Annotated in this window: 21 protein-coding genes and 1 riboswitch; of the genes, 9 read left to right on the plus strand and 12 right to left on the minus strand. The window is 71.7% G+C overall.

Annotated elements, in window-relative coordinates; all coding sequences use genetic code 11:
• Window positions 1–9: 9 nt before the first annotated feature.
• The 4 genes from DA075_RS00465 to DA075_RS00480 form a co-directional block, all read right to left on the minus strand.
• A complete protein-coding gene (locus DA075_RS00465; RefSeq protein WP_099951520.1) occupies window positions 10–1056 on the minus strand; it encodes a 5-oxoprolinase subunit C family protein in 1047 nt (348 codons plus the stop codon).
• Window positions 1053–1775 carry a 5-oxoprolinase subunit B family protein gene (locus DA075_RS00470; RefSeq protein WP_099951521.1) on the minus strand — a complete coding sequence of 241 codons (723 nt, stop codon included), beginning with the start codon at window positions 1773–1775 and terminating at the stop codon, window positions 1053–1055. The genes DA075_RS00465 and DA075_RS00470 overlap by 4 nt, the downstream gene beginning before the upstream one ends.
• A gap of 6 nt (window positions 1776–1781) precedes the next feature.
• The gene (locus DA075_RS00475) at window positions 1782–2543 is read right to left on the minus strand and encodes a 5-oxoprolinase subunit PxpA (RefSeq protein ID WP_099951522.1); all 762 of its coding nucleotides are present in this window, start codon (window positions 2541–2543) and stop codon (window positions 1782–1784) included.
• Between the two features lie 108 nt (window positions 2544–2651).
• Window positions 2652–2861 (minus strand): hypothetical protein, encoded by a 210-nt coding sequence (locus DA075_RS00480; RefSeq protein ID WP_099951523.1) that lies wholly within the window; start codon window positions 2859–2861, stop codon window positions 2652–2654.
• Window positions 2862–3183: 322 nt separating this feature from the next.
• Between DA075_RS00480 and DA075_RS00485 the strand changes: the two genes are divergently transcribed.
• On the plus strand, window positions 3184–3753 hold the full coding sequence (locus DA075_RS00485) for a hypothetical protein (protein ID WP_123834101.1): 570 nt from the start codon (window positions 3184–3186) through the stop codon (window positions 3751–3753).
• 7 nt (window positions 3754–3760) lie between these two features.
• Here DA075_RS00485 and DA075_RS00490 read toward each other — a convergent pair whose 3' ends face one another.
• The 6 genes from DA075_RS00490 to DA075_RS00515 all read right to left on the minus strand — a co-directional run bounded on the left by DA075_RS00490 (window position 3761) and on the right by DA075_RS00515 (window position 8020).
• Window positions 3761–4525 carry a sulfite exporter TauE/SafE family protein gene (locus tag DA075_RS00490; protein WP_244936458.1) on the minus strand — a complete coding sequence of 255 codons (765 nt, stop codon included), beginning with the start codon at window positions 4523–4525 and terminating at the stop codon, window positions 3761–3763.
• Window positions 4526–4537: 12 nt separating this feature from the next.
• Complete coding sequence (locus DA075_RS00495; RefSeq protein ID WP_099951525.1) at window positions 4538–4744, minus strand: hypothetical protein; 207 nt, start codon at window positions 4742–4744, stop codon at window positions 4538–4540.
• A gap of 125 nt (window positions 4745–4869) precedes the next feature.
• Window positions 4870–5274 carry an ACT domain-containing protein gene (locus tag DA075_RS00500; RefSeq protein ID WP_099956316.1) on the minus strand — a complete coding sequence of 135 codons (405 nt, stop codon included), beginning with the start codon at window positions 5272–5274 and terminating at the stop codon, window positions 4870–4872.
• A gap of 101 nt (window positions 5275–5375) precedes the next feature.
• On the minus strand, window positions 5376–5813 hold the full coding sequence (locus DA075_RS00505) for an acyl-CoA thioesterase (protein ID WP_099951526.1): 438 nt from the start codon (window positions 5811–5813) through the stop codon (window positions 5376–5378).
• 71 nt (window positions 5814–5884) lie between these two features.
• On the minus strand, window positions 5885–6712 hold the full coding sequence (locus DA075_RS00510) for an aldo/keto reductase (protein ID WP_099951527.1): 828 nt from the start codon (window positions 6710–6712) through the stop codon (window positions 5885–5887).
• A 93-nt stretch (window positions 6713–6805) separates the two neighbouring features.
• Window positions 6806–8020 carry an ABC transporter substrate-binding protein gene (locus DA075_RS00515; RefSeq protein WP_099951528.1) on the minus strand — a complete coding sequence of 405 codons (1215 nt, stop codon included), beginning with the start codon at window positions 8018–8020 and terminating at the stop codon, window positions 6806–6808.
• A gap of 333 nt (window positions 8021–8353) precedes the next feature.
• Window positions 8354–8554: riboswitch (cobalamin riboswitch) on the plus strand.
• Between the two features lie 256 nt (window positions 8555–8810).
• Between DA075_RS00515 and DA075_RS00520 the strand changes: the two genes are divergently transcribed.
• The 5 genes from DA075_RS00520 (at window position 8811) to DA075_RS00540 (ending at window position 17780) form a co-directional block, all read left to right on the plus strand.
• Window positions 8811–10949, plus strand: a complete 2139-nt coding sequence (locus DA075_RS00520; RefSeq protein ID WP_099951529.1) for a TonB-dependent receptor — start codon at window positions 8811–8813, stop codon at window positions 10947–10949.
• Window positions 10949–12385 (plus strand): peptidase, encoded by a 1437-nt coding sequence (locus DA075_RS00525; protein ID WP_099951530.1) that lies wholly within the window; start codon window positions 10949–10951, stop codon window positions 12383–12385. The genes DA075_RS00520 and DA075_RS00525 overlap by 1 nt, the downstream gene beginning before the upstream one ends.
• Before the next feature lie 650 nt (window positions 12386–13035).
• On the plus strand, window positions 13036–15324 hold the full coding sequence (locus tag DA075_RS00530) for a putative bifunctional diguanylate cyclase/phosphodiesterase (protein WP_099951531.1): 2289 nt from the start codon (window positions 13036–13038) through the stop codon (window positions 15322–15324).
• Window positions 15325–15539: 215 nt separating this feature from the next.
• Window positions 15540–16049, plus strand: a complete 510-nt coding sequence (locus tag DA075_RS00535) for a MarR family winged helix-turn-helix transcriptional regulator (RefSeq protein WP_414468070.1) — start codon at window positions 15540–15542, stop codon at window positions 16047–16049.
• 60 nt (window positions 16050–16109) lie between these two features.
• Window positions 16110–17780: an FAD-dependent monooxygenase gene (locus DA075_RS00540; RefSeq protein WP_099951532.1), complete on the plus strand. Its 1671-nt coding sequence runs from the start codon at window positions 16110–16112 to the stop codon at window positions 17778–17780.
• Window positions 17781–17785: 5 nt separating this feature from the next.
• Here the strand turns inward: DA075_RS00540 and DA075_RS00545 are convergent, their stop codons facing one another.
• Both DA075_RS00545 and DA075_RS00550 read right to left on the minus strand, forming a co-directional pair.
• Window positions 17786–18847, minus strand: a complete 1062-nt coding sequence (locus DA075_RS00545) for a DMT family transporter (protein WP_099951533.1) — start codon at window positions 18845–18847, stop codon at window positions 17786–17788.
• 128 nt (window positions 18848–18975) lie between these two features.
• A complete protein-coding gene (locus DA075_RS00550) occupies window positions 18976–19695 on the minus strand; it encodes a hypothetical protein (protein WP_099951534.1) in 720 nt (239 codons plus the stop codon).
• Between the two features lie 439 nt (window positions 19696–20134).
• Between DA075_RS00550 and DA075_RS00555 the strand changes: the two genes are divergently transcribed.
• Genes DA075_RS00555 through DA075_RS00565 form a run of 3 tightly spaced genes read left to right on the plus strand, consistent with a single transcriptional unit; the run spans window position 20135 to window position 25073 of the window.
• Window positions 20135–20959 carry an FAD binding domain-containing protein gene (locus tag DA075_RS00555; protein ID WP_099951535.1) on the plus strand — a complete coding sequence of 275 codons (825 nt, stop codon included), beginning with the start codon at window positions 20135–20137 and terminating at the stop codon, window positions 20957–20959.
• Complete coding sequence (locus DA075_RS00560; protein ID WP_099951536.1) at window positions 20956–23727, plus strand: molybdopterin-dependent oxidoreductase; 2772 nt, start codon at window positions 20956–20958, stop codon at window positions 23725–23727. The genes DA075_RS00555 and DA075_RS00560 overlap by 4 nt, the downstream gene beginning before the upstream one ends.
• Entirely contained in the window at window positions 23718–25073 is a 1356-nt protein-coding gene (locus DA075_RS00565; protein ID WP_099951537.1) for an NCS2 family permease, read from the plus strand. The genes DA075_RS00560 and DA075_RS00565 overlap by 10 nt, the downstream gene beginning before the upstream one ends.
• The last annotated feature ends 177 nt before the right edge of the window (window positions 25074–25250 follow it).

Genomic DNA, 25250 nt, shown 5'->3' on the forward strand with positions numbered 1-25250 from the left:
CGACCGCCCCTACGGCGCATGCGCCCCGGCCCCGTCCACCACGCCGCCGATCAGGTTGCGCCCGAGCAGGAACTCGGCGCTGAAATCGGTGCGGATCAGCGGCTCCATCGCCACCGGGCCGGCCAGCGCCTGGGCCTCGGCGCGCCGCGCCGCCACCGCCTCGGCACGGTCGACGGCGCGGAACCGGATCCGCGTGCCGCCCTGCGCCTGAGCGAGCCGCCCGAGATCCGGGCCGATCACCGTGGCGATCTTCGGGTAGCCGCCGGTGGATTGCCGGTCGGCCATCAGAACGATGGGCCAGCCCTCGCCGGGCACCTGGATCGCCCCCATGGCGATGCCGTCCGAGACGATGTTGTAGCCCTTGGCGTGGGTAAGCGGCGTGCCGTCGAGGAAGCAGGCCATCCGGTCGCCCTTGGTGGTCACCGTCCAGGGCCCGGCCAGGAAGGCGGCGATCTGATCGTCGCTGAAGAAATCGTCCTGGGGGCCCATGACCACCCGGATCTCCTCCGGCGGGCGCACGAGCCAGGGCACCACGAGCGCGTGGGGATCGGCCGGGCCGGGGCGGGCCTCCGCGATCGTCAGCCGGTCGCCGGCCCGCAGGGCCCGCCCGTCGAGGCCGCCGAAGCCGGAGCGGGTATGGGTCGCGGTCGAGCCGAGGGTGGGGGCGATGTCGAACCGGCCCGAAGCGGCGAGAGTGGCCCAGGCCCCGGTCCGGCCCGCCCGCACCACCAGGTGGCTGCCGGGGTGGAGCGTCAGGGCGCAGGCCGGCGGCAGGGGGATGCCGTCCAGGCTGATCCGGAACTCGCCGCCGGCCAGCGCGATGCCAAGCGCTCCCCCCTCGGCGGTCACCTCCACGCCGCCGAGCGACACTTCGAGGGCGGTGGCCCCGAGGGGGTTGCCCAGCGCCCGGTTGGCCGTGGCGTGGGCGAGCGGGTCCATCGGCCCGGCGGCGGTGATGCCGTAGCGCAGGTAGCCGTGGCGGCCGCCATCCTGGAGCGTCACGCCGGGACCGGCGGAGAGGATGCTGAGCTTGGGCGTGTCGACCTTGGGGTTCATGCGGCCTCCCGGCGCTGGGCGACGACCTCGCCGGCGGCGGCGCGGCGATCGAGTTCCGCGAAGGTGGCGGCATCCACCGCCTCGAAGCGGAGCGTGTCGCCGACGGCGACCGGGAACGGCTCGGGCCTGTGCGGGGCGTAGAGCCGCTCCGGCGTACGGCCGACCACGTACCAGCCGGTCGGCATCGGGAAGGTGCCGACCGCGGCGAGCCCGCCGCCGATCAGCAGCGCGTTCGCCGGATGCGGCGGGCGCGGCGTGGCGCGGCGCGAGACCGCCAGTTCTCTCGGGAGGCCGCCCAGATAGGCGAAGCCCGGGGCGAAGCCGTACATGTAGACCCGGTACTCGGCTCCTGCATGGAGGGCGGCGACGCGCTCGATCGAGAGCCCGGTCGCCTGCGCCACGGCGCCGATATCCTCGGCATGATCCGGATCGTAGCAGCAGGGCAAGGTCCAGAGGGCGGCGCCGGCCCGCGCCGCGCCGGGCGTTGCCGCCAGCGCCAGCACCCGCGCGGCGAGCGTGTCCCGGTCGAGGACCAGGGGATCGTAGTGGATCATCAGCGAGCGGTAGGTCGGCACCGTCTCGCGCAATCCCTCCGGCGGCGCGGCGCGAAGCGCGTCGTCGAGGGCCAGCACCCGGTCGTGGATCGCCGGATCGACGGTGGTGCCGAACTCCGCCACCAGGGCGGCCTCGCCGGCATCGAGGAGGCGGGGGCTCTCCATCGGCGGTCAGGCCCGGAACGGGGCGAGGCGCACGCCGGCGCCTTCGAGCCGGGCGCGCACGGCCCGGGCGGTGGCGACCGCATGGGCGGAGTCGCCGTGCACGCAGACCGAGCGGATCGGCGTCGGCAGGCGCCGGCCGCTCGCCGCGATGATCGCTCCCTCCTGCACCATGGCGAGCACGCGCTCCGCGGCCTCGGCCTCGTCGGTGATCATCGCGCCGGGCTGGCCGCGGGGGATCAGGAACCCGGCCTCGGTGTAACCGCGATCGGCGAAGATCTCCTGGTGCACGTCGAGGCCCTGCGCCTCGCCCGCCGCCACTTGCGCGGTGAGCGCGATGGCGAGCAGCGACAGGGACGGATCGACGGCCTTGACCGCGCGCGCGATGGCGTCCGCCACCGTCCGCTCCACCGCCGCGAGATTGGCGAGCGCCCCGTGCGCCTTGACGTAGGTGAGGCGGTGGCCCGCATAGGCCGCGAGCCCCGCGGCGGCGCCGATCTGGTAGGCGACGAGCCGCTCGACCTCGCCGGGGGTGAAGGGCAGGACCCGGCGACCGAAGCCCCACAGGTCCGGGTAGCCCGGATGGGCGCCGACCGCGACGCCGCGCTCCCGCGCGATGGCGAAGGTGCGGGCCATGATCTCGGGATCGCCCGCATGCAGGCCGCAGGCGACGTTGGCCGAGGTCACGACCTGCAGCATCGCCGCGTCGTCGCCGCAGCGATAATCGCCGAAACCTTCGCCGAGGTCCGAATTGAGGTCGATGGACAGCATGGCGGGCACTCCGGACAATGAAGCGGGTGCCTGTTCCTGGCATCGCCCCGGCGCCCCTGCAACCCGCGGGCCGCGCCGCCCGGGGTTGTCCCCCGCGCCGTCCCTTCTTCAGAGCGCCAGGGCGCTCACCGAGAGGTCCAGGGCGCTCCTGGCGAGCCAGAGCACGCCCCAGCCGAGCAGGCCGAACCATGCCAGCACCAGCGGGACGCCGAGCGCCAAGGTGAGCACCATTGCGGCCCGGCGCAGCCTGGCCTCGTATGAGGCAGCGAAGGTTGTGCCCTGTCCCCCCGCGGACGCCTTCGTGTCGAACTGGATCATCGCTACCGGTCCCGGAGAAGTCGTACCGCCGCGGTGGCAAGGTGCGGGCCCACCGGGCAAGAGCGGCGAGTCGGCGCGGGAACGCCGGATGGTTAATAAAGTTCCATCACAGGCACGACATCTCATGCCGCGGATTGTGCCGGAGCGGAACGCGCCGGGATGAGACAGTGTGGTGGATTCTTAAACCTTGTGCGTTGACGCCACGGCGGCGTCCCGCCATCGTCCCAACACGGTCAGGTTGCGACAACCGCCGCGCGGCCCGCTTCCGCCGCGGTAACCGAGGAGCCGGGCAGGCCCTGCCTGCCGATCCGGAGGTGCGATCATGCGTGACGGACTACGCCGCTCCGTCGGCCTCGCCCTGTTGCTCGGCATCCTGTGCGCGCCTCCGACGCGGGCGCAGGGGCCCGCCGCCCCGCGCCCATGGAGCGACCCGCCGACGAAGCCAGCCGAAGCGCCGCCCGTGACGGAGGCGGCGAAGCCCGTCGAACCCGCTGCGGCGACACCGGCGCGAACGGCCTCGAAACCCGCCCGGATCGCGTCGCGGCCGCGCAAGGTGGAGCGGCCGGCGCTGGCGCGGCGCAAGGCCGAGCAGCGGGAGCGCGTCGCGTCGCGTCCGATCCGGCGCCCGGTCGCCGAGGCGCCGTCCCGCCGGGTCGTCGCGTTCCGGACTCCGTCGGAGCCGCGGCCGGTGCGGGCCGCTCGACCGCTCCCGCCGGACATGGCGGGTTACCGTGCGGGCTACCGCGACGTCGATCTCTGGATCGATGCCCGCGCCGACCGGATCCGGCGCGCCCGGGATGGCGGCCTTCTGGTCATGCGCCGCACCACCATCGAGGACCCGATGGGCCGCCAGATGCAGATCCTGCACCCCGTCGAGGACGAGGACGAATAAGCCCCGCTCACAGCCACGGCCGCAAGGCGAGGTGGGCGCCGAGGAGCAGCAGGCCGACCAGGAAGGCGCGCCGGAAGGTCGGCGCCGAGACCCGGCCGCGCAGCCACTGCCCGGCCGCCATGCCGAGGAGCGCCGGCGCCAGGGTCGCGAGGGAGGCGGCCCCGGCCGCGAGCGGCAGCGCGCCCTCCCGGGCGAGACCGGCGGCGAGCGCCACGGTCGAGACCGTGAAGGACAGGCCGAGGGCCTGGATCAGCCCGTCGCGGTCGAGGCCGAGCGCCTGGAGGTAGGGCACCGCCGGGATCACGAAGACCCCGGTCGCCCCGGTGACGAGGCCGGTCGCGAGGCCGACCGCCGGCGACAGCCAGCGCTCGGCACGGGCCGGCACCCTGACGGCGAGGCCGGCGAGGCCGGTCACCGCGTAGGCCACCAGTGCGACGCCGAGCGCGCTCGCCGGGCCCGGGCCCTTGGTCCCCGCGATCAGCCCGGCGCTCGCGACGGTGCCGATAGCGACAGCCGCCATCATCGGCCAGAGCCGCCGCAGCAGGGCGCTAGAGCGCGGCCCGGCGAGGAGCTGCCAGATATTGGTGACGAAGGAGGGCACGATCAGCAGGGCCGCGGCTTGCGCCGGGCTCATGACCGTGGCGAGCAGCCCGACCGCCACCGTCGGCAGGCCGAGCCCGATCACGCCCTTGACGAAGCCGGCGAGGAGGAAGGTGACGAGGATCACCGCCCAGCCGAGCGGGCCGGCGGTGCCGGCGAGGAGATCGGTCAAGGGATTCTCGTGTCAGTCGCGGCCGATCAGGTCCCGGAGCATCGTCTCCGGGCTCGGCAGCGGGCGGGCGGGGGCGTCCGGCGGGGTGACGCGCGGCGAGACCGACGCGTCGACCGGGTGCCCTTCGAGGAGGAGGCCGGCGGCCAGGATCGCGAGGGCGAGGGCGATGAGCCCGAGCGGCCCCGGTCCCCCGGGACGGAGCGGGATGCGCGGCGGCATGGATGAAGTCCTCCGTGGCGATGCCGGCAGCTTGGGCGGCGGCGGAGGGTGCAACAAGCCGTAAGGGGCGAACGGTGCCTTCGCGGGGGATGGAGGCCGCCCTCCGGACGGTCCGAGCCCGGAGATCAGGCTGCGGCGCGGTCGGCGAGCGCGCTCAGCACCCCCATCGCCTCCTCGCCCCGCGCCGCCGGCACGAACAGATGGTCGTGGTGGAAGGCCGAGACGGCGTTGACGGCGATCCCTGCTTCGGCGAGGCGCGCCGTCACGGCGGCGAGGAAGCCGACGGCGCTGAGCGAGGACTGCACCGCGAGGGTGATCCAGCGGCACGGGAAGGCGACGGGCAGGCCGGCCCGCGCGGCCTCCGCCTCGGACAGGATCAGGGTCGTGCCTTCCGCCTCGCGAAAGCTCATGACGACGCCGAGGCCCGCCGGCACCGCACCCACGCTCATTGTGGCGAAGACGTAAGTCCCGGGCCGCAACTCCGGCCGCATCCCCGCAAGGAGCCGGCCCAAGTCGACTTCGCCACTCATCAAGTCGACTTCGCCACTCATCAAGTCGACTTCGCCACTCATCAAGTCGACTTCGCCACTCATCAAGTCGACTTCGCCACTCATCAGGTCGGTTTCGCCGCTCATACGGCCAGCGGCTCCAGCACCCGGCGCAGGTCCTCCGGCAGCGGCACCGGGCGCTGCGTCGCCCGGTCGACATAGACGTGGACGAAGTGCCCCTGCGCCGCGGCTTCGTCATCGTCGTTGCGGAACAGCCCAACCTCGTAGCGCACGCTCGACGTGCCGCGATGCGCGACCCGGATCCCGGCGGTGACCCGGTCGGGAAACGCCATCGAGCGGAAGTAGCGGCACCCGGTCTCGACCACGAGGCCGATCACCGGGCTGTTCGCGATGTCGAGGGCGCCTTCCGCGATCAGCACGCTGTTCACCGCCGTGTCGAAGAAGGCGTAATAGACCACGTTGTTGACGTGGCCGTACACGTCGTTGTCGGCCCAGCGGGTGGTGATCGGCACGAAGCGCCGGTAGGCGGCGCGGGTCTCGGGGGGCGTGCGGCCGCTCAACGGACAAGCCTCGCGAACAGAGGGGAGGAACCGGACCGTAGGCCGGCCCGGCTCCGGCGATCAAGCCGTGGTCACGCCCCGAACGTCTCCGGATCCGGCCCCATCCGCCCGGCCGGATCGTCCATGGAGGCGATGCGGTCGAGGTCGTCGGCATCGAGGGTGAAGCCGTCGATCTCCCGGTTCTCGCGGATGCGGGCCGGGGTGGCCGATTTCGGGATCGCGACGGTGCCGCTGTCCCTGTGCCAGCGCAGGACGACCTGGGCCGGGGTGCGGCCGTGCTTCTCGGCGATGGCCCGGATCACCGGATCCTCCAGCACGCCGCCTCGGCCGAGCGGCGCCCAGGCCTCGGTGACGATGCCGGCCTCGTCATGGAAGGCGCGCAAGGCGCGCTGCTGGAAGCGCGGATGCAGCTCGACCTGGTTGATCGACGGCGTCGAGCCGGTGGCGTCGATCACCCGCTTCAGGTGCTCGACCGTGAAGTTCGAGACGCCGATCGAGCGGGCGCGGCCGTCCTCGCGCAGGCGCATCAGGGCGCGCCAGGTGTCGACATAGGCGCCGCGCTGCGGCACCGGCCAGTGGACGAGGTAGAGGTCGACATGGTCGAGGCCGAGCCGGGCGAGCGATTCCTCGCAGGCCCGCAGGGTCTCGTCGTAGCCGTGGCGGTCGTTCCAGACCTTGGTGGCGACGAAGATCTCCTCCCGCTCCAGGCCGGAGGCCGCGATGGCGCGGCCGACCCCGGCCTCGTTGCCGTAGACCGCCGCGGTGTCGATCGAGCGGTACCCGGCCTCCAACGCCGCCCCGACGATCGCCGGGGCCTCCTCGTCGGAGAGCCGCCACACCCCGAAGCCGAGCTGGGGGATGCGCTTCCCGTCGTTCAGGGTCAGGACGGCGTCGGACATGAGCGGAGCCTTTCGGCGGGGTCTGACAGGGAACCAACGCCTGATCTGGGTCGCACCCCGCCGATGTCGAGCGCCGTGGGCGACGTCGCCGGGCTACTTCACCAGCGGGCAGCCGCCCTCGGCCATCGGCCGGAAGGCTTGGTCGCCCGGAACGGTCTCGAGGAGCTTGTAATAGTCGTAGGGGCCCTTGCTGTCGGCGGGCGCCTTCACCTCGTAGAGGAACAGGTCGTGCACCGCGCGGCCGTCCTGGCGCACCGTGACGGTGCCGAAGAGCGGATCGTTGATCGGCTTCTCGCGCATCGCCGCCACGACCTTCTCGCCCTCGATGGTGCCGGTGTCGCGCACCGCCCGCAGGTAGGCCAGGGTGGAGGAATAGACGCCGGCGTGGTTCTCGGTCGGCATCCGGCCGTTCATCCGCTCGGCAAAGCGCTTGGCGAAGGCGCGGGTGCCGTCGGTGCGGTCCCAGTAGAAGGCGCTGGCGAGCTGGAGCCCCTGCGCCGCCTTGAGGCCGAGCGCGTGGGTGTCGGAGAGCTGCACGAACAGGGCGGCGAGCCGCATCTCGGGCATCACGCCGAACTCCGCCGCCTGCTTGACGGCGTTGATCATGTCGGCGCCGGTGTCAGCCAGAGCCAGCACCTGCGCGCCCGACCCTTGCGCCGAGAGCAGCGGCGAGGCGAAGTCGCCGGCATTGAGCGGGTGCTTGCTCGATCCCTTCACGGTGCCGCCGGCGGCCTTGAGCGCCACGGTGGCGTCGCGCTCGAGCGCGTGGCCGAGCGCGTAATCGACGGTGACGAAGTACCAGGACTTGAGGCCGCGGCCGGCGATGGCCCGCGCGGTGGCCGACCCTTGCGCCCAGGTATCCGAGACCCACTGCACCGTGGTCGGCGCGCAGGCCTTGCCGGTGAGGTCGGAGGTGAGGGCGCTCGAGGCCAAGGCCACCCGGTGGCGCTCGCGCATCAGGTTGGAGACCGCGAGCGCGACGGCCGAGTTCGGCAGGTCGACGATGGTCGAGACGCCCTCCTGGTCGAGCCAGCGCCGGGCGGTGGCGAGGCCGATATCGGGCTTGTTCTGGTGGTCGGCCGAGACGACCTCGACCTTGAGCTCGCCCGCCTCCTTGGCGAAATCCTCGACGGCGAGCTGGGCCGCCGTCACCGAGCCGGTGCCCGCCTGGTCGGCGAAGGGCCCGCTCATGTCGCTGAGCACGCCGATCTTGATCGGCGCCTTAGCGTCCTGGGCGAGGGCGGACGTCCCCAGGGCGAGCGACAGGGCGAGGCCGGCGGCGCCGGCGACCCGTGAGCGGAACGACATCGGGGGACCTCCCAGGATGATGGTGCCAGGACGTTTTTGTCAGAGCTTAAGCACGACCCGAGGGGGCCGGTTCGGGGCCCTGTATGTCAGGGGTCCGGGGCGGCGTCGATGCGGATCGGGCGGCGTGGCCGAGAAAGCTGGGGTCTGAGGCCGGGGGCTGGTGAGGTTCCGTGATCGTTGCCTGACGTGAATCTGGAGCGGGCACCTGGTTTGTGGACACGCCCTCCGCGGCGCGCATGAACCCTCCCCCGCAGAAGGGGGAGGGTTCATGCGCGAGGCTCCGAAAGTGGCGATCATGCCCACGCCCAACCATTGCTCCTTCGTAACCGAACCGCTAAGCTTCACCCCGACGGTTCCCTTCGGGGATCAAAAGGGAACGCGGTGAGGGCTTGCCCGATGCCGCGGCTGCCCCCGCAACTGTAAGCGGCGAGCCTTCCATCACTCACGTCACTGGGGACCCCTAAAAGTCCCTGGGAAGACGATGGCAGGCGCTGACCCGTGAGCCAGGAGACCTGCCGTCAGCCGTGGTCACACGCGAGCACGTCGGGCGGGGTGTCCTGATGGGTGTCGAGGCGATGGCGTGAGGCCGTCGCCCCGCTGTCGTTCGCGGTGACGTGCCACAGCCCCGCGCCGTCCCGCCATGCTCAGCCCCGCCTTCCCCCGATCGGCCGACAGGACGCGCCTGGCGCCACCTGCGCATCGTCCGGGATGGCAACAATGTAACTTTATAACGTTACATTTTTGGCGAGACCGGCTAGGGACGGGGCGGACGCCCTCCCCGGAAACCGACATGCCCGCGCAAAGCGCCCGACGCGCCACGACACTCGCCGCCACCCTCGCCGCCCCGCTCCTCGCCGTCGCTCCGGCTTGCGCCGAGGAGATCGCCCTCGACCGCATCGACGTCGCGGGCGCCCGAGGTCGCGAGCAGGCCGCCGCCGGCCTCAACCTCGCGACGCCGTCGCGCTCAGGCAGCCGCCTCGGCCTCACCCCGCTCGAGACTCCGGCGAGCCTCGACATCATCAGCGGCGAGACCATCCGGGCCCGGGGCCAGAACACCGTCGAGGAGGCGGTGACCCAGAACGCTGTCGGCATCACCAGCATCGGGGCGCCGGGCAACGGCAACCTCGCCTTCACGTCGCGAGGCTTCGCGGGAGCGGGATCGGTGCAGCAGCTCTATGACGGCACGAGGCTCTATGTCGGGGCCGGCACCGTCACCTTCCCGTTCGACACCTGGTCGGCGGAGAGGATCGAGGTGCTGCGCGGCCCGGCCTCGGTCCTCTATGGAGAAGGGGCGATCGGCGGCATCATCAACGTGGTGCCGAAGAAGCCGAGCTTCGTGCCCATCGGCGAGGCGCGGGCGGCGATCGGTTCCGACGGCCTCGCGCGGCTCGCCCTCGACAGCGGCGGGCCGGTCGGCGAGGACCTGGCCTACCGGCTCAACCTCAGCGGCAACCGGGCCGACGGCTGGGTGAAGCCCGACGGCGATTTTCGCAACATCGCCCTCTCGGCGGCGGTGACCTGGCGGGCGGCGCCGGACCTGAGCGTCACCCTCTCGCACGATCTCGGCTACAACGAGCCCGCCCGCTACTGGGGCTCGCCGCTCGTCGGCACAAGGGTGCGGGACCGGCTGCGCTTCACCAACTACAACATCCAGGATTCGCAGATCGCCTGGTTCGACAACTGGACGCAGCTGCGCACCGAGTGGAACCCGAGCCCCGACATCACGATCCGCAACACCGCCTACCGCCTCTCGACCGAGCGGCACTGGCGCGACGTCGAGCAATACACCTACCAGCCGGCCACCGGCCTGATCCGGCGCAGCGACTACATCGAAATCTTCCATCACGAGGAGCAGATCGGCAACCGCCTCGACGCGACGCTCCGCGGCAGCCTGCTCGGCTTCAAGAGCACGACGGTGATCGGCTTCGACGTCAACCACATCGACTTCCGACGCGACAGCAACGCGCCGTTCGGCGGCGAAACATTCGTCGATCCGTTCAACTTTGCGCAGGGGCGCTTCATCAACCTCGCCGGCACCCGCACCGACATCGTCTCACGTACCCGCCAGGCCTCGGTCTTCGCCGAGAACCGGCTCGAACTGACGCCCCAATTCGCCCTGGTGACGGGCCTGCGCTACGACGCGCCGAATGTGGCGGTGAGCCGGCCCCTGGCAGGAAGCCGCTTCGAGAAGACCTTCGATTCGACGAGCTACCGCGTCGGAGCCGTCTACACTCCGACGCCCGACCTCGCCCTCTACGCGCAATACGCCACCGCCGCCGATCCCCTCGGCAGCCTGATCACCACCAGCGTGGCGCAGTCGCAGTTCCAGCTCGCCACCGGCGAGCAGGTCGAGGCCGGCGCCAAGGGCCTGTTCGACGGCGGGCGCGGCGAGTGGACCTTCGCCGCCTACCACATCCGCAAGGACGACCTGCTGACCCCGATCCCCGACCGGCCGACGGAAGTGGCGCAGGTCGGCAGCCAGTCGTCCCGTGGCGTCGAGGTCGCCGTCGCCTACCAGCTGTCGGAGGCGTGGCGCATCGAGGCCAACACCGCCCTGCTGCGGGCCCGCTACGACAATTTCGCACAGACGATCGGCGGGGCGCTGCTGTCGTTCACCGGCAAGGTCCCGGTCGACGTGCCCCAGCGGGTCACCAATGTCTGGCTTTCCTACGCCTTCGCGCCGGGCTGGGTGGCGCGGCTCGGCGTCAACGATGTCGGGCCGGTCTTCAGCGACTTTGCCAACACGGTGAAGCGGCCGGCCTACACGCTGCTGAACGCCACCCTGGACTGGCAGGTGACGCCAACCTCGCGCCTGTCGCTGCGCGGGTACAATCTCACCGACCAGCTCTACGCGGTCTCGGGCAACGGCAATTCCTGGTTGCTCGGCCGGCCGCGCTCGGTCGAGCTCGCCTACCACGTCACGTTCTGATGCGGGGCTCTCTGACGAAAGGGCTGGTGAAGCGCCTGAAACGGTGGCTGCATCTCGGCCATCGCTGGCTCGGCATCGCCACCGGGCTCTTCGTCGTCGCCTGGTTCGCATCCGGGCTGGTGATGCTGGCCGTCGGCTTCCCCTCCCTCACCGCGGCGGAGCGGGTCGCGGCCTCGGGCCCGCTCCGCCTCGAGTCCGTGCGGCTGACGCCGCAGGAGGCGCTGGAGCGGTCAGGCAGCCCGCGCTTTCCCGCCCGTCTCACCCTGGCGATGCGGGGAGCAGAGCCCGCCTACTGGATCACGCAGGCCGATGGGCGGCGCCAGGCGCTCTCGGCCGCGACCGGACTGTCCTTCCCGCCCCTGACCGCGGAGCGCGCGGCGGCCCTCGCGGCGACCCATCCCCTGGCCCGTGGCGTGACCGATCTCGGCACCGTCACCCGCGACCAGTGGACGGTGACGGCCCGCTACGACCTGCTGCGGCCGTTCCGGCGGGTCGGTCTGGGCGACGCGGCCGGGACGGAACTGTACCTGTCGGTCGCCACGGCCGAGCTTGCCCTCGACACCACTCGGGCCGAGCGGATGTGGAACTGGGCCGGCGCCGTGACCCACTGGATCTATCTCACCCCGCTCAGGGCGCGGGCGGGCTTGTGGCAGGACGTGGTCCTGTGGATCTCGGGCCTCGCGCTCGCGGGGGGCCTGAGCGGCTACGCCCTCGGCGTCGTGCGGCTGATGCGCGGCCGGCTGACGCCCTATCGCGGCATTGCCGCCTGGCATCACCTCGCGGGGGTGGCGGGCGGCCTCGTCGTCGTCACCTTCCTGCTCAGCGGCTGGCTGTCGATGAACCCGCGCGGCTGGTTCGGGCCGCGCGGGCCCGACGCCGCCATGCGGGCGGCCTATGCGGGGCAGGCGGCGCCGGTCTTTCCCGCCGGCCTCGCCGACCTCGCGCGGGCGCCCGCCGGCCCCGTCGCGCTCGATTTCGCCTGGATCGGCGGACGGCCCCTCGTCGTCGCCACCGGGCCTGACGGTGCCGCCCCGTGCTGCGGCACCGCCCTGACCTCCGAGGCCGTCGTGGCGGCGGCCGGCGCGATGCTGCCGGGGGCCGCGCTGCGCTCGGTCACCCGCCTCGACGCACCGGACGCCTATTGGTACGACCGCCACGGCGCCCCGCTCCTGCCGGTTCTGCGCCTCGCCTTCGACGACCCGGCCGGGACCTGGTTCCACCTCGATCCGGCGACCGGGGTGATCCTCGGACGGACCGACCGTAGCGGGCGGGCGAATCGCTGGCTGTTCGACGCCCTGCACACCCTCGATGCCAGCCCCCTGGCGCAGAGCCCGGCGGCACGGCTGACGGCGATCGTCGCCCTCAGCGCCCTCGGCCTGGTGATCTCGGCCTCGGGCGTGGTCCTCGGCTGGCGCCGCCTGCGCCGCCATGCCTGACGCCGACAGCTTTTCCCGCCTGGGTGATTTGAGACGGGCACAACAAATGCCGCCCCGAGACGGTTCCGATTGCAACGCGGCGCCAGCCGGTGCGGCTCAGCACGATCCGATACCAATTCCGGAATCGCCCTCCATTGCGGGACCAATCCCAAGTTTCTCGAATACGCTGCCTCATCTCGCTGCCGCGATCGCGAAGACTCAGGCCGCCCCCCCGGGGACCGAGGCCGCGGATCAGGCGGTCGCCCGAGCAGGGTCACTGATCGAAGTGCACGCAATCGACTACGTTGACCCGATGTGGCGTAGATGTGGCGCGTCGAAGCCGCAAGGAATCGACCTGCGACGCCGATGACGCGACTGGAGTCGGCACTACCATCGGTTGTGCCGCCCTGTATCCACTTCCGATCGCTTCAGTCTCCGGATGATTTGTCGTGCGGCCAGCCCCCGGCAGCCCCTCACGTCACGGCTTCGACCAGGCTATACACGCCGGAAACGCCCTGATTGTGCAAGCAAAACACCAGTCGATGCCGTGACCATCGAAGCTATGCCACTGTATCAGCACGCAAAAATGTCGGAATGGTTCGGCGGGATTCAGATACCGATAACTTTCGCGGCGCATACTGACGCTGACCGCAGCCGCTGGACGAGCCGGGATGGCCCTGCACCTCAAGCAATTTCCCAGATTCCTGGCGGAGCGCCGCGGGCCGGTGATCCTCGGCCTGATCGTCGTAGCGCTCCTGTGGGTCGGCGTCGCGGTCAAGCATGAGAGCGACGTCAGGAACGCGCTGCAGGATTCGGAGCGCACCACGCACAATTTCGCGATGGTGTTCGAGGAGAACGTGCTGCGCTCGATCGGCGAGATCGACAAGTCCCTGCTCTACATGCGCCGCAGCATCGAGAACCGCAGCGGCCGTGAGGATTATGGCACCATCGTCAACACGACCGATCTCCTGAGCGAGATCATCGTGCAGGTGGCGATCATCGGGCCGGACGGGGTGATGCGGGCGACCAATGCCGGGCCGCAGCCGCCGCCTGCGACCGATCTCAGCGACCGCGACCATTTCCGCATCCATGTCGAGAGCCCCGAGGACGTGCTCTATATCAGCCGGCCGGTGATCGGGCGGGCGAGCGGCCGGGTCTCGGTCCAGTTCAGCCGCCGCTTCCTCGGGCCGGATGGGCGCTTCGGCGGCGTGGTGGTGGCCTCGCTCAATCCGAGCCACCTGACCAAGTTCTACGACAAGATCGACCTCGGCACGCCGGCCTCGATCTCGCTCATCGGCAGCGACGGGGTGGTGCGCTCGAGCGGCGGCGTCGGCGGCGGCTTCGGGGTCGGCGCCGATCTCGGCCGGACCGAGACCTACGAGAAGATCCGCTCCGGCCGGACCGGCACCTTCACCCTGGAGATGCCGGACGGGGCCGAGAGCCGGCTGGTGACGATCCGCAAGGTGCGCGAGCAGCCCCTGTGGGTGAGCGTCAGCGTGCCGGAAGCCGAGATCTACAAGGACGCCCGCGCCACCCTGCGGATGGACGCGGTGATGGCGGCTATGCTGACGCTCCTCGTCGGGATCGCGGTGGAAAAGCTCCTGCGCATCGAGGCCAAGCGCTCCGAGGCCGAGGCCCGGGTGGTGCGCCTGGCCTCCCTCGACCCGCTGACCGATCTGCCGAACCGCCGGGTGTTCCGCGCCTCCCTCGAGGCGCGGGCCGAAGCCTCGCGGGCGGCGCCGGACGCTGCCTACGCGGTGATGTTCCTCGACCTCGACCGCTTCAAGATCGTCAACGACACCCTCGGCCACAATGTCGGCGATCACCTGCTGCAGGCGGTGGGCGACCGGCTCGCCGCGACCCTCGCGCCTGGCCAGATCCTGGCGCGCCTCGGCGGGGACGAGTTCGCGCTGCTGGTGCCCCGTGCCGGCGACCGGGCGGCCCTGGAGGCTCTGGCGCAGCGCATCGCCGAGGCGGTCCTGCCGCCCTTCGAGATCGGCAGCCACCAGATCCGCTCCAGCGTCAGCATCGGCATCGCGGTCGGGCCGGAGGACGGCGAGAGCGCCGACGACATCCTGATCGCCGCCGACCTCGCGCTCTACGCGGTGAAGGCGGCCAAGCGCGGCACGGTCCGGTTCTACGACCGGCAGATGAGCGAGGGGCTGGAGGAGCGGCGCCAGCTCGAGAGCGACCTGCGCCGGGCGATCGAGCGCGGCGAGCTGGAGCTGCACTACCAGCCCTCGGTCATCCTCAAGACCGGCGAGATCGCCGGGTTCGAGGCGCTGGCGCGCTGGCGCCACCCGGTGCGGGGCAACGTGCCGCCCTCGCTGTTCATCTCGATCGCGGAGGAATGCGGCCTGATCCACGCCATCGGCGAATGGTCGCTGACCGAGGCCTGCCGCCAGGCCGTGACCTGGCCCGAGCGGCTGAAGATCGCCGTGAACCTGTCGCCGGTGCAGTTCACCGGCCCCGACCTCGTCGGGATGGTGCGCGGGGTGCTGGAGCGGACCGGCCTGCCGGCCCAGCGCCTCGAGCTCGAGATCACCGAGCAGATGCTGCTCGACAGCGGCGAGGCGACGCTCGCGATCCTGCGCGACCTCAAGGCCCTCGGCCTCCACGTCGCGATGGACGATTTCGGCACCGGTTACTCCTCGCTCAACTACCTGCGGAGCTTCCCGTTCGATCGCATCAAGGTCGACCGCAGCTTCGTCACCGGGCTCGGCACGGGCGCGCAGAACGCCGCGATCGTCCGCGCGGTCATCGACATCGCCCGGGTGCTCGGCATGCGCACCACCGCCGAGGGCATCGAGACGGTCGACCAGCAGCGCGTCCTGGCTCTCCTGGGCTGCGACGAGGTTCAGGGCTACCTGTTCAGCCGCCCGGTGCCGGCCGAGGAGGCGCGGACGCTGATCACGCGCTGGTGCGCCGAGAACCGCAAGGCCAAGACCCTGGCGGCGTGATGGCCCTGGCGGCGTGACGACCCTGGCGGCGTGAGGCGGCGCTCGACCGGGCCGGCCGGTTCGATCACCCGGAAGGCGGCCCGAGGGCGGGCTATGCCCGTCATGCGCGAGCGGGTCTCACCGAAGATATTCGAACGGAACCAGGGCCCGCGCCGTCGGTTGACGCGTCACGATGACAGCGCATTGTCATCGTGACAGCATGCAGCGAGCGAGCCGTGCCAGCGCCGATCGATTCCCCAGCCCCGCACGAGAGCGCCGATCCGGACCGCAGCCGCCGCGCGCTGACCGAGCTGATCCTGACGGTGTTCCGCCTCAACGGTGATCTGCTGGCGGCCGGCGACCGGCTCGTCCACGATCTCGGTCTGACCAGCGCGCGCTGGCAGGTCCTCGGCGCGATCGCGCTCTCGCCGGTGCCGCTGCCGGTCGCCCACATCGCCCGCAACATGGGCCTGACCCGCCAGGCCGTGCAGCGCGTCGTCGACGACCTGCGCCAGGCCGGCTTCGTGCAGATCGACCCGAACCCGCATCATCGCCGCGCCGGGCTCATCACCTTCACCGACAAGGGCGAGGACGCCTATCGGCAGGCGATCGCCCGCAAGGACCGCTGGGCCGACGGCCTCTGCATCGGTCTCTCCGCGGAGACCGTCGAGGCCGCCGACGCGCTCCTGCGCGATCTCCAGCGCCGCCTCGACGACGCGGCGAGCGGCGACGCGCAGGCGTCCTGACGCGCACGGCCCCCTTATTCCAGCCCCACGGACCGATCCGGCTCCAGCGAGGAGGTCGCCATGTCCAACAACCCGTCTTCGCCCCCCGCCACGCACGACGCGGAGGTCATCGTCGTCGGGGCCGGCCCGGTCGGGCTGACCACGGGCTGCGCCCTGCGCCATCACGGCATCGATTGCCTGATCCTGGAGGAGCGCACCGAGGTGCAGGCCACTTCGCGCGCCAACAATCTCTGGGCGCGGCCGCAGGAGCTTCTCGCCGGCATCGGCCTGCGCGATGCCCTGGCGGCGCGGGCCTACCCGATCCGGCTCGTGAACTTCTTCATGAACGGCACGCCGACGACGCCGATCCCGATCGACGAGGTGGCCAGCCCCTACCCGCAGGTCCTCTATAGCGGGCAGGACGTGATCGAGACGACCCTGATCGGGGCCTTCGCGGATCGGGGCGGCCGGATGGCCCGCGGCCGCAAGGTCGTGGCGGTCGCCCAGGACGAGGACGGCGTGACCGTCACGCTGCGGCGCGGGGAGGACGGCCCGGAGGAAACCCTGCGCGGCCGCTACCTCGTCGCTGCCGACGGCGCCCGGAGCACGGTGCGCCCGCTTCTCGGCCTGGATTTCGAGCCCGTGCGGTTCGAGGGCCGGATGAACCGCCAGGTCGATGCCCGGCTGTCCTGGCGGCGGTCGCTGGAGCCCGACCAGCTCTGGTTCTTCTACTACGAGCGCGGCTTCTGCGGCGTGATGCCGGTCTGGGGCGGCTATCACCGGCTGTTCTTCCTGGGCGACGACGCGGGCGTGCCCGACCGGGATCCGACGCTCGCCGAGATCCAGGCCCTGGCCCGCGAGGTCACCGGAGACGAGACGCTGACCCTGACCGACCCGCAATGGCTGACCCACAGCCGCTTCCAGTACGGGGTCTCGCCGGCCTATGCGCGGGGACGGATTTTTCTCGCCGGCGATGCCGGGCACCTGTCCCTGCCGATCGGCGGGCAGGGCATGAATGCCGGCCTCCACGATGCGGTCGAGATCGCCTGGCGGCTCGCGATGACGCTGCGGGGCGAGGCTGCGCCGGTCGTGCTGGATTCCTACGATGCCGAGCGCGGCGGCGAGCATGCCCGGCTCAGCGGCCAGCAGGCGAAGGGCTTTCGCCGGACGGTCTATCGCGGGCCCGTCACCGATGCGGCGCTCGGGCTCGCCGCCAAGGCCGTGCCGGGGCTCGGCGCCCTGCTCCAGGGGACGGACGACCTGCAGCAGCTCGCGGTGCGCTACCCGGACAGCCCCCTCAACGAGGACCACCTCGGGGGATTGGCCCATCCGCTTCAGCGCGGCCCCGCGCCCGGGGACCGGGCGCCCGAGGCGGAGGTCACGCAGGCGGGGGAGACGACCTCGCTGTTCCGGCTCCTGACCAATCCGGACGGGGTGACGACGGGCTGGACCCTGCTGTGCTTCGACGGCCGGTCCGCGACCTCAAGCCCGTCGCTCCGCGCGGCGATCGAGGCCGTCGCCCCCTGGCGCTGCGTGCGGCCGCGCCTCGTCCTCGCCGGCCCCTCGATCGAAGCCGGGACGGTCCCGGTGCTGTCGGATCTCGACGGCAAGGCGCACGGGGCCTACGGCCTCGAAGGGCAGCCGGCCGTCCTCCTCGTGCGCCCCGACGGCCACATCGCGTTCCGCGACGCGGCCGACCGGCCCGACCGCCTGGATGCGTATTGCCGCCGGGTGTTCGGCCCCCGGATCTGACGCCCTCACGCCGCGTAATCCCGGGACAGGCCGAGCTTGTCGGGCCTGTGCAACCGGACGGCCGCCGGGCGGGGGAGCCGGGAGGGCCAGGACGAGGGTGCGGGCGTGGATGAGGGCGCGGGCGCGGATGAGGGCGCGGGCGCGGCGCCGCGCCGGCGCGTCCAGGTCTCGTGCCAGAGGAGCAGCGCGCCGGCCGCCACGACGATCACGCCGCCGACGACGAGGTGCGGGGTCGGGACCTCGCCGAAGGCGAGATAGCCGAGGGCCATGCCCCAGACCAGCATCAGGTAGTAGAACGGCGACACCGCGGTGGCCGGGGCCGAGGCGAGCGCCCGGGTCCAGAGATACTGCGCGCCGACATTCGAGGTGCCAAGGAGCCCGAACAGAGCGGCATCGGGCCAGCTCGGCCAGCGGAAGCCGAAGACCAGCAGCAGCGAATGCGCCGCCGCCATCACGGCCATCTGCCAGATCAGCAGCGTGCCGGCCTTCTCGGTCTTGGCCATGCCCCGCACCGCCACCGTGACGGTGCCGTACATCACGGCGTTGCCGAGCGCGAACAGCGCCCCGACCTGGAGCGAGTCGGCGCCCGGGTTGGTCACCACCAGCACGCCCAGGAAGCCGACCACCAGCACGCCCCAGCGCACCGGGTCCGATACCTCCTTGTGCCAGAGGATCGCCACCACGGCGGCGAAGAGGGGCGCCGAGAAGCCGATCGCCGTGACCCCGGCGAGCGGCATCAGCCCCAGAGCCAGAACGGTCAGCGTCTGCGAGATCGCCTGCGACAGGCCGCGGGCGACGTGGGCCCCGGGCCGCTTCGTGCGGAAGACCCCGAGACCCGTCGCCGGCAGCATGAAGGCGCAGACCAGACCGAAGGCGATCGAGGAGCGCAGGAACATCACCTCGCCGACCGGGTAATGGGCAACGAGGTGCTTCGAGAAGGCGTTCGACAGGGTCAGCAGCATCGTCGCGCCGATCATCAGCGCGATGCCGACGGGGATGTTGTCGGCGGGGCGGACGGCCTCTGCCGCCGGCCGAAGGGCGGCGGTCGCGCGAGCGGCGCTCTGCATGGGGATCTCCGACGCTGAGGCATGGGGCGACCGCCCGGGCACCCGCCCGCCGCGGCCCATGCGGCACGATCAACGACCTGAAGCGGCGCCCGGTCGCCCGGAGGCAGGGCGCCGCCCTCGCGGGCGGGTCAGACGGCAGGCCGCTCGGCGGGCGGGGCGTCGGAGACGGCGTCGGATGGGGCGCTCATGAACCAGGGCTTCACCCCGACGCCGCGGCGCAGGGAGTACATGTAGAAGATCGGCAGGGTGGCCGGAAACAGGTCGCGGAACTCGCTGCCGTTGAAGGTGACGAACACCGCCTCCGGAAAGGCCGCCGCCACGGCCCGCTTCTCGACCATGTTCATGCGATGGTAGTCGAGGGCACCCTGCTCCGTGGAGCCCTCGCCGCGGTACCACTTGGCCGCGCAGGCGATCAGGCTCGCCAGGATCTCGCCGGAGGGCTCCTCCTCGGGGGCGCCCGCCCCGATCTCGCGGGCGAAGGCGACGACGTCGCTGAGCCGGGTGCTGGCGAAGCCGCGGGCCTGCGCGGCGGCATCGATGGCGCCGAAATAGGCATCCGCCGCCGCGGCTGGGTGCCCGTTCAGCGAGGCGTGGGTGTCGGTGAAGATCAGCCGGAAGATCGCCCCCGGCGCATAGGCCTGGCGCACCCGCTCGGCGAGCTGGCCGAGATAGTCGAGGCAGGCGAGGTCGGGTGCGGCGATCTCAGCCCGCGGGCCCTTGCCCCAGTACAGCACGAATTCGAGCGGACGCCCGGCGCGCATCGCCGCCTCGACCACCGGCACCAGCCGCTCGGGATTGCCGGGCTGCTCGCGCTTGAACGCCCAGGTGTTGAACGCCTTGATGATCAACTCAGGATTGAGACTCCCAGTCGCTTCTCCGCCTTTGCGAAATTTTTTCCGTGTTGATGCCAAGTCGATCGACCGCGTCGCGGGCCTGAGATAACTCGCGTCGCTGGGATAGGCCGATTGCATGTTCTTCACCCCCGTCTCGCTCAGCAACGTAACCCCGGAAGTAAACTTTTCTAGAGTCTGCATGGCGGCGGCCTGTTCATCGTCCCGATATGCGCGATAAGTGGGTTAACGACTTGCTAAAGTCAATCGAATTGCTAACAGATAGTTAACGGCTCCACATAATGAAGTTTGCCGGCTCACGCGCCCGGCGGCGCGGCGCAGGATGGCGGGAGGCAGGCTCGCGCGCCGCCGAAACCGCTGCCGCGTTGGACGCGATCTTGCCTTAAGGTAGCGGCGGCTCCCGCCGGGAGCGTGCGGGAGGCTTGCGAGAGGGCTCATGGACCTCAACAGCATCACGGAGGTGGCGGCGCCCCGCGAGAGGACCGCCTTGCCGGCCTGGCGGCCGGGCGACGCCTTTCTCGCCGGCGGGACCTGGCTCTTCTCCGAGCCGCAAGAGAGACTGAGCCGGTTGATCGATCTGCCCTCCCTCGGCTGGGAGCCCTGCGCGGTGATGGAGCAGGGCCTGCGGATCGCCGCGACCTGCACCATCGCGGCCCTCGACCGGATCGAGCTGCCGGCCTCCTTTGCCGCCGCCCCGCTGATCGGACATTGCTGCCGGGCCCTGCTCGGCTCGTTCAAGGTCTGGAACGCCGCGACGGTCGGCGGCAATCTCTGCCTCGCGCTTCCCGCCGGGCCGATGATCGCGCTCGCGGTCGCCCTCGACGGCGTCTGCCTGATCTGGATGCCGGACGGCGGCGAGCGATCGCTGCCCGTCCGCGACCTGGTGCGCGGGCCGCAGGCGACGGCGCTCCGGCCCGGCGAGATCCTGCGGGAGATCGGCCTGCCGGCGGCGGCCCTCCGGCGACGCGCCGCCTTCCGCCGCATCGCCCTCAGTCCCAACGGCCGCTCCGGGGCGCTCACGATCGCCACTCTCGACCCGTCGGGCGCCTTCGCCCTCACGGTGACGGCCTCGACCCGGCGCCCGGTGCGGATCGACCTCCCCGCCCTGCCGGAGGCCGGGGACCTCACAGCGGCGCTTGCCGCCGCGATCCCGGACGGGCTCTGGTACGACGACGTCCACGGGGCGCCGGACTGGCGCCGCCACGTCACCGGGCTCCTCGCCGAGGAGGCCCGGGCCGAGCTCGCGGGAGGCGGCGCATGAGGCTGACGGTCAACGGAACGGTGCACGAGGCCGCGCCCCGCGCCGGGCAATGCCTGCGCACCTTGCTGCGCGAGCTCGGCTGGTTCGGGGTCAAGAAGGGCTGCGATGCCGGCGATTGCGGCGCCTGCACGGTGCATGTCGATGGCGAGCCGCTGCATTCCTGCCTGGTGCCGGCCTTCCGGGCGGCGGACCGGAGCATCACCACGGCCGAGGGACTGGCCGGCCCCTGCGCGCCGGAAGGCGGCGTGCCGGACGTCCTCCACCCGGTGCAGGCGGCCTTCGTCGCCGCGCAAGGATTCCAGTGCGGCTTCTGCACCTCCGGCATGGTGATGACGGCCGCCGCCCTCGACCAGGGCCAGCGGCGAGACCTGCCGGCGGCCCTGAAGGGCAATCTCTGCCGCTGCACCGGCTACCGGTCGATCGCTGACGCGATCGCGGCGATCTCGCCGAAGATCGCGGCGATCTCGCCGGAGATCGCGGGCATCGGCCGACCCGTCCCGTCGACCTGCGAGCATAGCCCTCCGGCCCCGGCGAGCGCCGCCCTCGTCAGCGGCCGGGCCCGCTACACCCTCGACCTCGCTCTGCCCGGCGCCCTGCACCTGAAGGTGCTGCGCTCGCCCCATGCCCATGCGCGGGTCCTGCGCATCGACACGCGCGCCGCCCTGGCCCTGCCCGGGGTGGTGCGGGTGCTCACCCACGCCGACGCGCCGGACCGGCTCTTCTCCACCGCCCGGCACCAGAACCCCGCCGACGATGCCAGCGACACCCGGGTGCTCGACCCGGTGCTGCGCTTCGTCGGCCAGCGCGTCGCGGCGGTGCTCGCCGAGAGCGAGGCGGCCGCGGAGGCCGGCTGCCGGGCCTTGCGCGTCGACTACGCGGTGCTGCCGGCCTGCCTCGATCCCGAGCACGCCCTCGACCCCGACGCGCCCCTGGTCCACGGCGCGCGGCCGACGGGCGAGGATGCGCCGCCGCGGCATCCCCACCCCAACCTCGCCGCCGAGGCGCATGGCGAGATCGGCGACGTCGCGGCGGGTCTCGCCGCGGCGGATGTGGTGCACGAGGGCGTCTACCGCTCGCAGCGGATCCAGCACGCGCATCTGGAGACCCATGCGGCCGCAGGCTGGCGCGACCCGGACGGGCGCCTCGTCATCCGCTCCAGCACGCAGGTGCCGTTCCTCACCCGGGACGCGCTCTGCGCCCTGTTCGATCTCCCGCGCGAGGAGGTCCGGGTCGAGTGCGGCCGGGTCGGCGGCGGCTTCGGGGGCAAGCAGGAGATGCTGACCGAGGACCTGGTGGCGCTCGCCGTGATGGCGACTGGCCGGCCGGTGCGCTGGGAGCTGACCCGCACCGAGCAGTTCACCGCCACCACGACCCGCCACCCGATGCGGGTGCGGGTGCGCCTGGGCGCCCGCCGCGACGGCATCCTGACGGCGATCGCCCTCGACGTGCTCTCGAATACCGGCGCCTACGGCAACCATGCCGGCGGCGTCCTGCATCACGGCTGCAACGAGGTGATCGCGGTCTATCGCTGCGCCAACAAGCGGGTCGACGGCTATTCCGTCCACACCCACACCCTGCCGGCGGGCGCGTTCCGCGGCTACGGCTTGAGCCAGACGATCTTCGCGGTCGAATCCGCCATGGACGAGCTCGCCCGGGCGCTCGGCCTCGATCCGGTCGAGCTGCGGCGCCGCAACGTGGTGCGGCCCGGCGACCCGATGGTCTCGACGAGCCTGGAGCCGCACGACGTCCAGTACGGCAGCTACGGGCTCGACCAATGCCTCGACGCGGTCGCCGAGGCCCTGTCCGCGCCCCCTCCCCCAGGCCCGCCGGGCTGGCGCACGGGTTCCGGCATGGCACTCGCGATGATCGACACCATCCCGCCCCGCGGCCACGTCGCGCAAGCGCGCATCGCCCTCGGCGAGGACGGGCGCTACGTCCTGAGCGTCGGCACGGTGGAGTTCGGCAACGGCACCTCGACGGTGCATGGCCAGATCGCCGCCGAAGCCTTGGGCACCACGCCGGACCGGGTCGGCTTGCGCCAGGGCGACACCGACGCGGTCGGGCACGATACCGGCGCCTATGGCAGCACCGGCATCGTGGTGGCCGGCCAGGCCACCCTGCGCGCCGCGGATAGCCTGGCCGCGATCCTGCGCGAGCGCGCCGCCGCGCGCCTCGGCCTCGATCCCGCCGCCTGCCGGCTCGACGGCGACGCCGTCACGGCGGGCGACACCCGGATCCCGCTCGCCGATCTCGGTTCCGCGGAGGCTCTGGGACAGGCCGACGGCACCCCGCGCTCGGTGGCGTTCAACGTCCAGGGCTTCCAGGTCGCGGTGCATCCCGGGACCGGAGAGCTGCGTATCCTCCGAAGCATCCACGCCGCCGATGCCGGACGGGTGATGAACCCGGTGCAGTGCCGCGGCCAGATCGAGGGCGGCGTCGCCCAGGCGCTCGGCGCCGCGCTCTACGAGGATCTCCGGATCGATGCCGAAGGCCGGGTCGCGACCCCGTCCTTCCGCACCTACCACATCCCGGCCATCGCCGACGTGCCCCGCACCGAGGTGATCTTCGCCGACACCCATGACGGGATCGGGCCGCTCGGCGCCAAGTCGATGAGCGAGAGCCCGTTCAACCCCGTGGCGGCGGCGCTCGCCAACGCCATCCGGGACGCGACCGGCGCGCGGCTGACCGCGACGCCCTTCGCGCCCGACCGGATCTACCGCCAGATCAGCGATGCGACCCGCAGCGGCAAGGAGGAGCGATGGACCTGAAGCGCGACGACGGCCTGACCCGGCCGGGCGGATCGTCCCCAGGTGGATTTCTGGAGCGCACCTTCGCGCTCTCGGCCCACGGCACCACGATCCGCACGGAATTGCTCGCCGGGCTCACCACCTTCCTGACGATGGCCTACATCATCTTCGTCAATCCCAACATCCTGGGCGATGCCGGGATGCCGAAGGGCGCGGTGTTCGTCGCCACCTGCCTCGTCGCGGCGATCGGCTCGCTGGTGATGGCGTTCTACGCCAATTACCCGATCGCCCTCGCCCCCGGCATGGGGCTCAACGCCTACTTCGCCTACGTGGTGGTGCTCCAGATGGGCTACACTTGGCAGGCGGCGCTCGGCGCGGTGTTCATCTCCGGCCTGTGCTTCATGGCCGTCACGCTGACGGGCCTGCGCCGCATCATCGTCGAGGGCATCCCGCGCTCGATGCGCATCGCCATCACGGTCGGCATCGGGCTCTTTCTCGCGATCATCGCACTGAAGAGCGCCGGCGTGGTGGCGGCGAGCCCGGCGACCTTCATCACCCTCGGCGACCTGCACAAGCCGAGCACGGTGCTGGCCGTCCTCGGCTTCCTGATCGTCGCGGTGCTCTCGGTGCGCAAGGTGCGGGGCGCGCTGCTCGCCGGCATCCTGTCGGTGACGGCCTTGAGCTTCATCGTGGCCGACAACAGCTTCCAGGGCGTCGCCTCGCTGCCGCCCTCGATCACCCCGACCCTGTTCGCCCTCGACATCAAGGGCGCGTTGTCGGGCGGCCTGCTCAACGTGATCCTGGTGTTCTTCCTGGTCGAGCTTTTCGACGCCACCGGCACGCTGATGGGCGTCGCCAACCGGGCGGGCTTGCTCACCGAGGGCAAGATGGAGCGCCTCGACAAGGCCCTGATGGCGGATTCGTCGTCGATCTTCGTCGGCTCGCTGCTCGGCACGTCGAGCACGACGGCGTATCTCGAGAGCGCGTCCGGCGTCGAGGAGGGCGGCCGCACCGGGCTCACCGCCGCGACCGTGGCCGTGCTGTTCCTCGCCTGCCTGTTCTTCGCGCCGCTGGCCGGCTCGGTTCCGGCCTACGCCACGGCGCCGGCCCTGTTCTACGTCGCCTGCCTGATGCTGCACGAACTGGTCGATCTCGACTGGGACGACCTGACCGAGGTGCTGCCGGCCTGCGTCACCGCGCTGCTGATGCCCTTCACCTACTCGATCGCGAACGGCGTCGCCTTCGGCTTCATCACCTACGCGGTGATCAAGCTGCTCACCGGCCGCTTTCGCGACGTGAAGCCGGTGGTGTGGGTGATCGCGGGCGTGTTCCTGTTCAAGTTCGTCGCGACGGGCAGCGCGCATTGAGGAAGCGCAAGTCCTGTCGGATTTTGGCGCGCCGATCGACTTCCGGAAATTTCCATCCGGAAGTCGCATCGCCGGCCAGGCGTCCACCAAACGAAGGACGCCAAGTCGATCCGGAACTCTGATCATGCGCGCGGGCGCCTCAACCGATCAGGACTCGTCGCGATCTCGCGCCCTTTC

The sequence above is a fragment of the Methylobacterium currus genome (assembly GCF_003058325.1).
GTDB classification, from domain to species: domain Bacteria; phylum Pseudomonadota; class Alphaproteobacteria; order Rhizobiales; family Beijerinckiaceae; genus Methylobacterium; species Methylobacterium currus.

Excerpts from the sequence above, each read along its gene's own strand:
- DA075_RS00560 (WP_099951536.1), top strand. The coding sequence starts at position 20,956 with ATGAGGCTGACGGTCAACGGAACGGTGCACGAGGCCGCGCCCCGCGCC.
- DA075_RS00565 (WP_099951537.1), top strand. The coding sequence starts at position 23,718 with ATGGACCTGAAGCGCGACGACGGCCTGACCCGGCCGGGCGGATCGTCC.
- DA075_RS00510 (WP_099951527.1), bottom strand. The coding sequence starts at position 6,712 with ATGTCCGACGCCGTCCTGACCCTGAACGACGGGAAGCGCATCCCCCAG.
- DA075_RS00465 (WP_099951520.1), bottom strand. The coding sequence starts at position 1,056 with ATGAACCCCAAGGTCGACACGCCCAAGCTCAGCATCCTCTCCGCCGGT.
- DA075_RS00530 (WP_099951531.1), top strand. The coding sequence starts at position 13,036 with ATGGCCCTGCACCTCAAGCAATTTCCCAGATTCCTGGCGGAGCGCCGC.
- DA075_RS00475 (WP_099951522.1), bottom strand. The coding sequence starts at position 2,543 with ATGCTGTCCATCGACCTCAATTCGGACCTCGGCGAAGGTTTCGGCGAT.
- DA075_RS00470 (WP_099951521.1), bottom strand. The coding sequence starts at position 1,775 with ATGGAGAGCCCCCGCCTCCTCGATGCCGGCGAGGCCGCCCTGGTGGCG.
- DA075_RS00485 (WP_123834101.1), top strand. The coding sequence starts at position 3,184 with ATGCGTGACGGACTACGCCGCTCCGTCGGCCTCGCCCTGTTGCTCGGC.
- DA075_RS00495 (WP_099951525.1), bottom strand. The coding sequence starts at position 4,744 with ATGCCGCCGCGCATCCCGCTCCGTCCCGGGGGACCGGGGCCGCTCGGG.
- DA075_RS00520 (WP_099951529.1), top strand. The coding sequence starts at position 8,811 with ATGCCCGCGCAAAGCGCCCGACGCGCCACGACACTCGCCGCCACCCTC.
- DA075_RS00500 (WP_099956316.1), bottom strand. The coding sequence starts at position 5,274 with ATGAGTGGCGAAGTCGACTTGGGCCGGCTCCTTGCGGGGATGCGGCCG.
- DA075_RS00525 (WP_099951530.1), top strand. The coding sequence starts at position 10,949 with ATGCGGGGCTCTCTGACGAAAGGGCTGGTGAAGCGCCTGAAACGGTGG.
- DA075_RS00555 (WP_099951535.1), top strand. The coding sequence starts at position 20,135 with ATGGACCTCAACAGCATCACGGAGGTGGCGGCGCCCCGCGAGAGGACC.
- DA075_RS00545 (WP_099951533.1), bottom strand. The coding sequence starts at position 18,847 with ATGCAGAGCGCCGCTCGCGCGACCGCCGCCCTTCGGCCGGCGGCAGAG.
- DA075_RS00540 (WP_099951532.1), top strand. The coding sequence starts at position 16,110 with ATGTCCAACAACCCGTCTTCGCCCCCCGCCACGCACGACGCGGAGGTC.
- DA075_RS00515 (WP_099951528.1), bottom strand. The coding sequence starts at position 8,020 with ATGTCGTTCCGCTCACGGGTCGCCGGCGCCGCCGGCCTCGCCCTGTCG.
- DA075_RS00480 (WP_099951523.1), bottom strand. The coding sequence starts at position 2,861 with ATGATCCAGTTCGACACGAAGGCGTCCGCGGGGGGACAGGGCACAACC.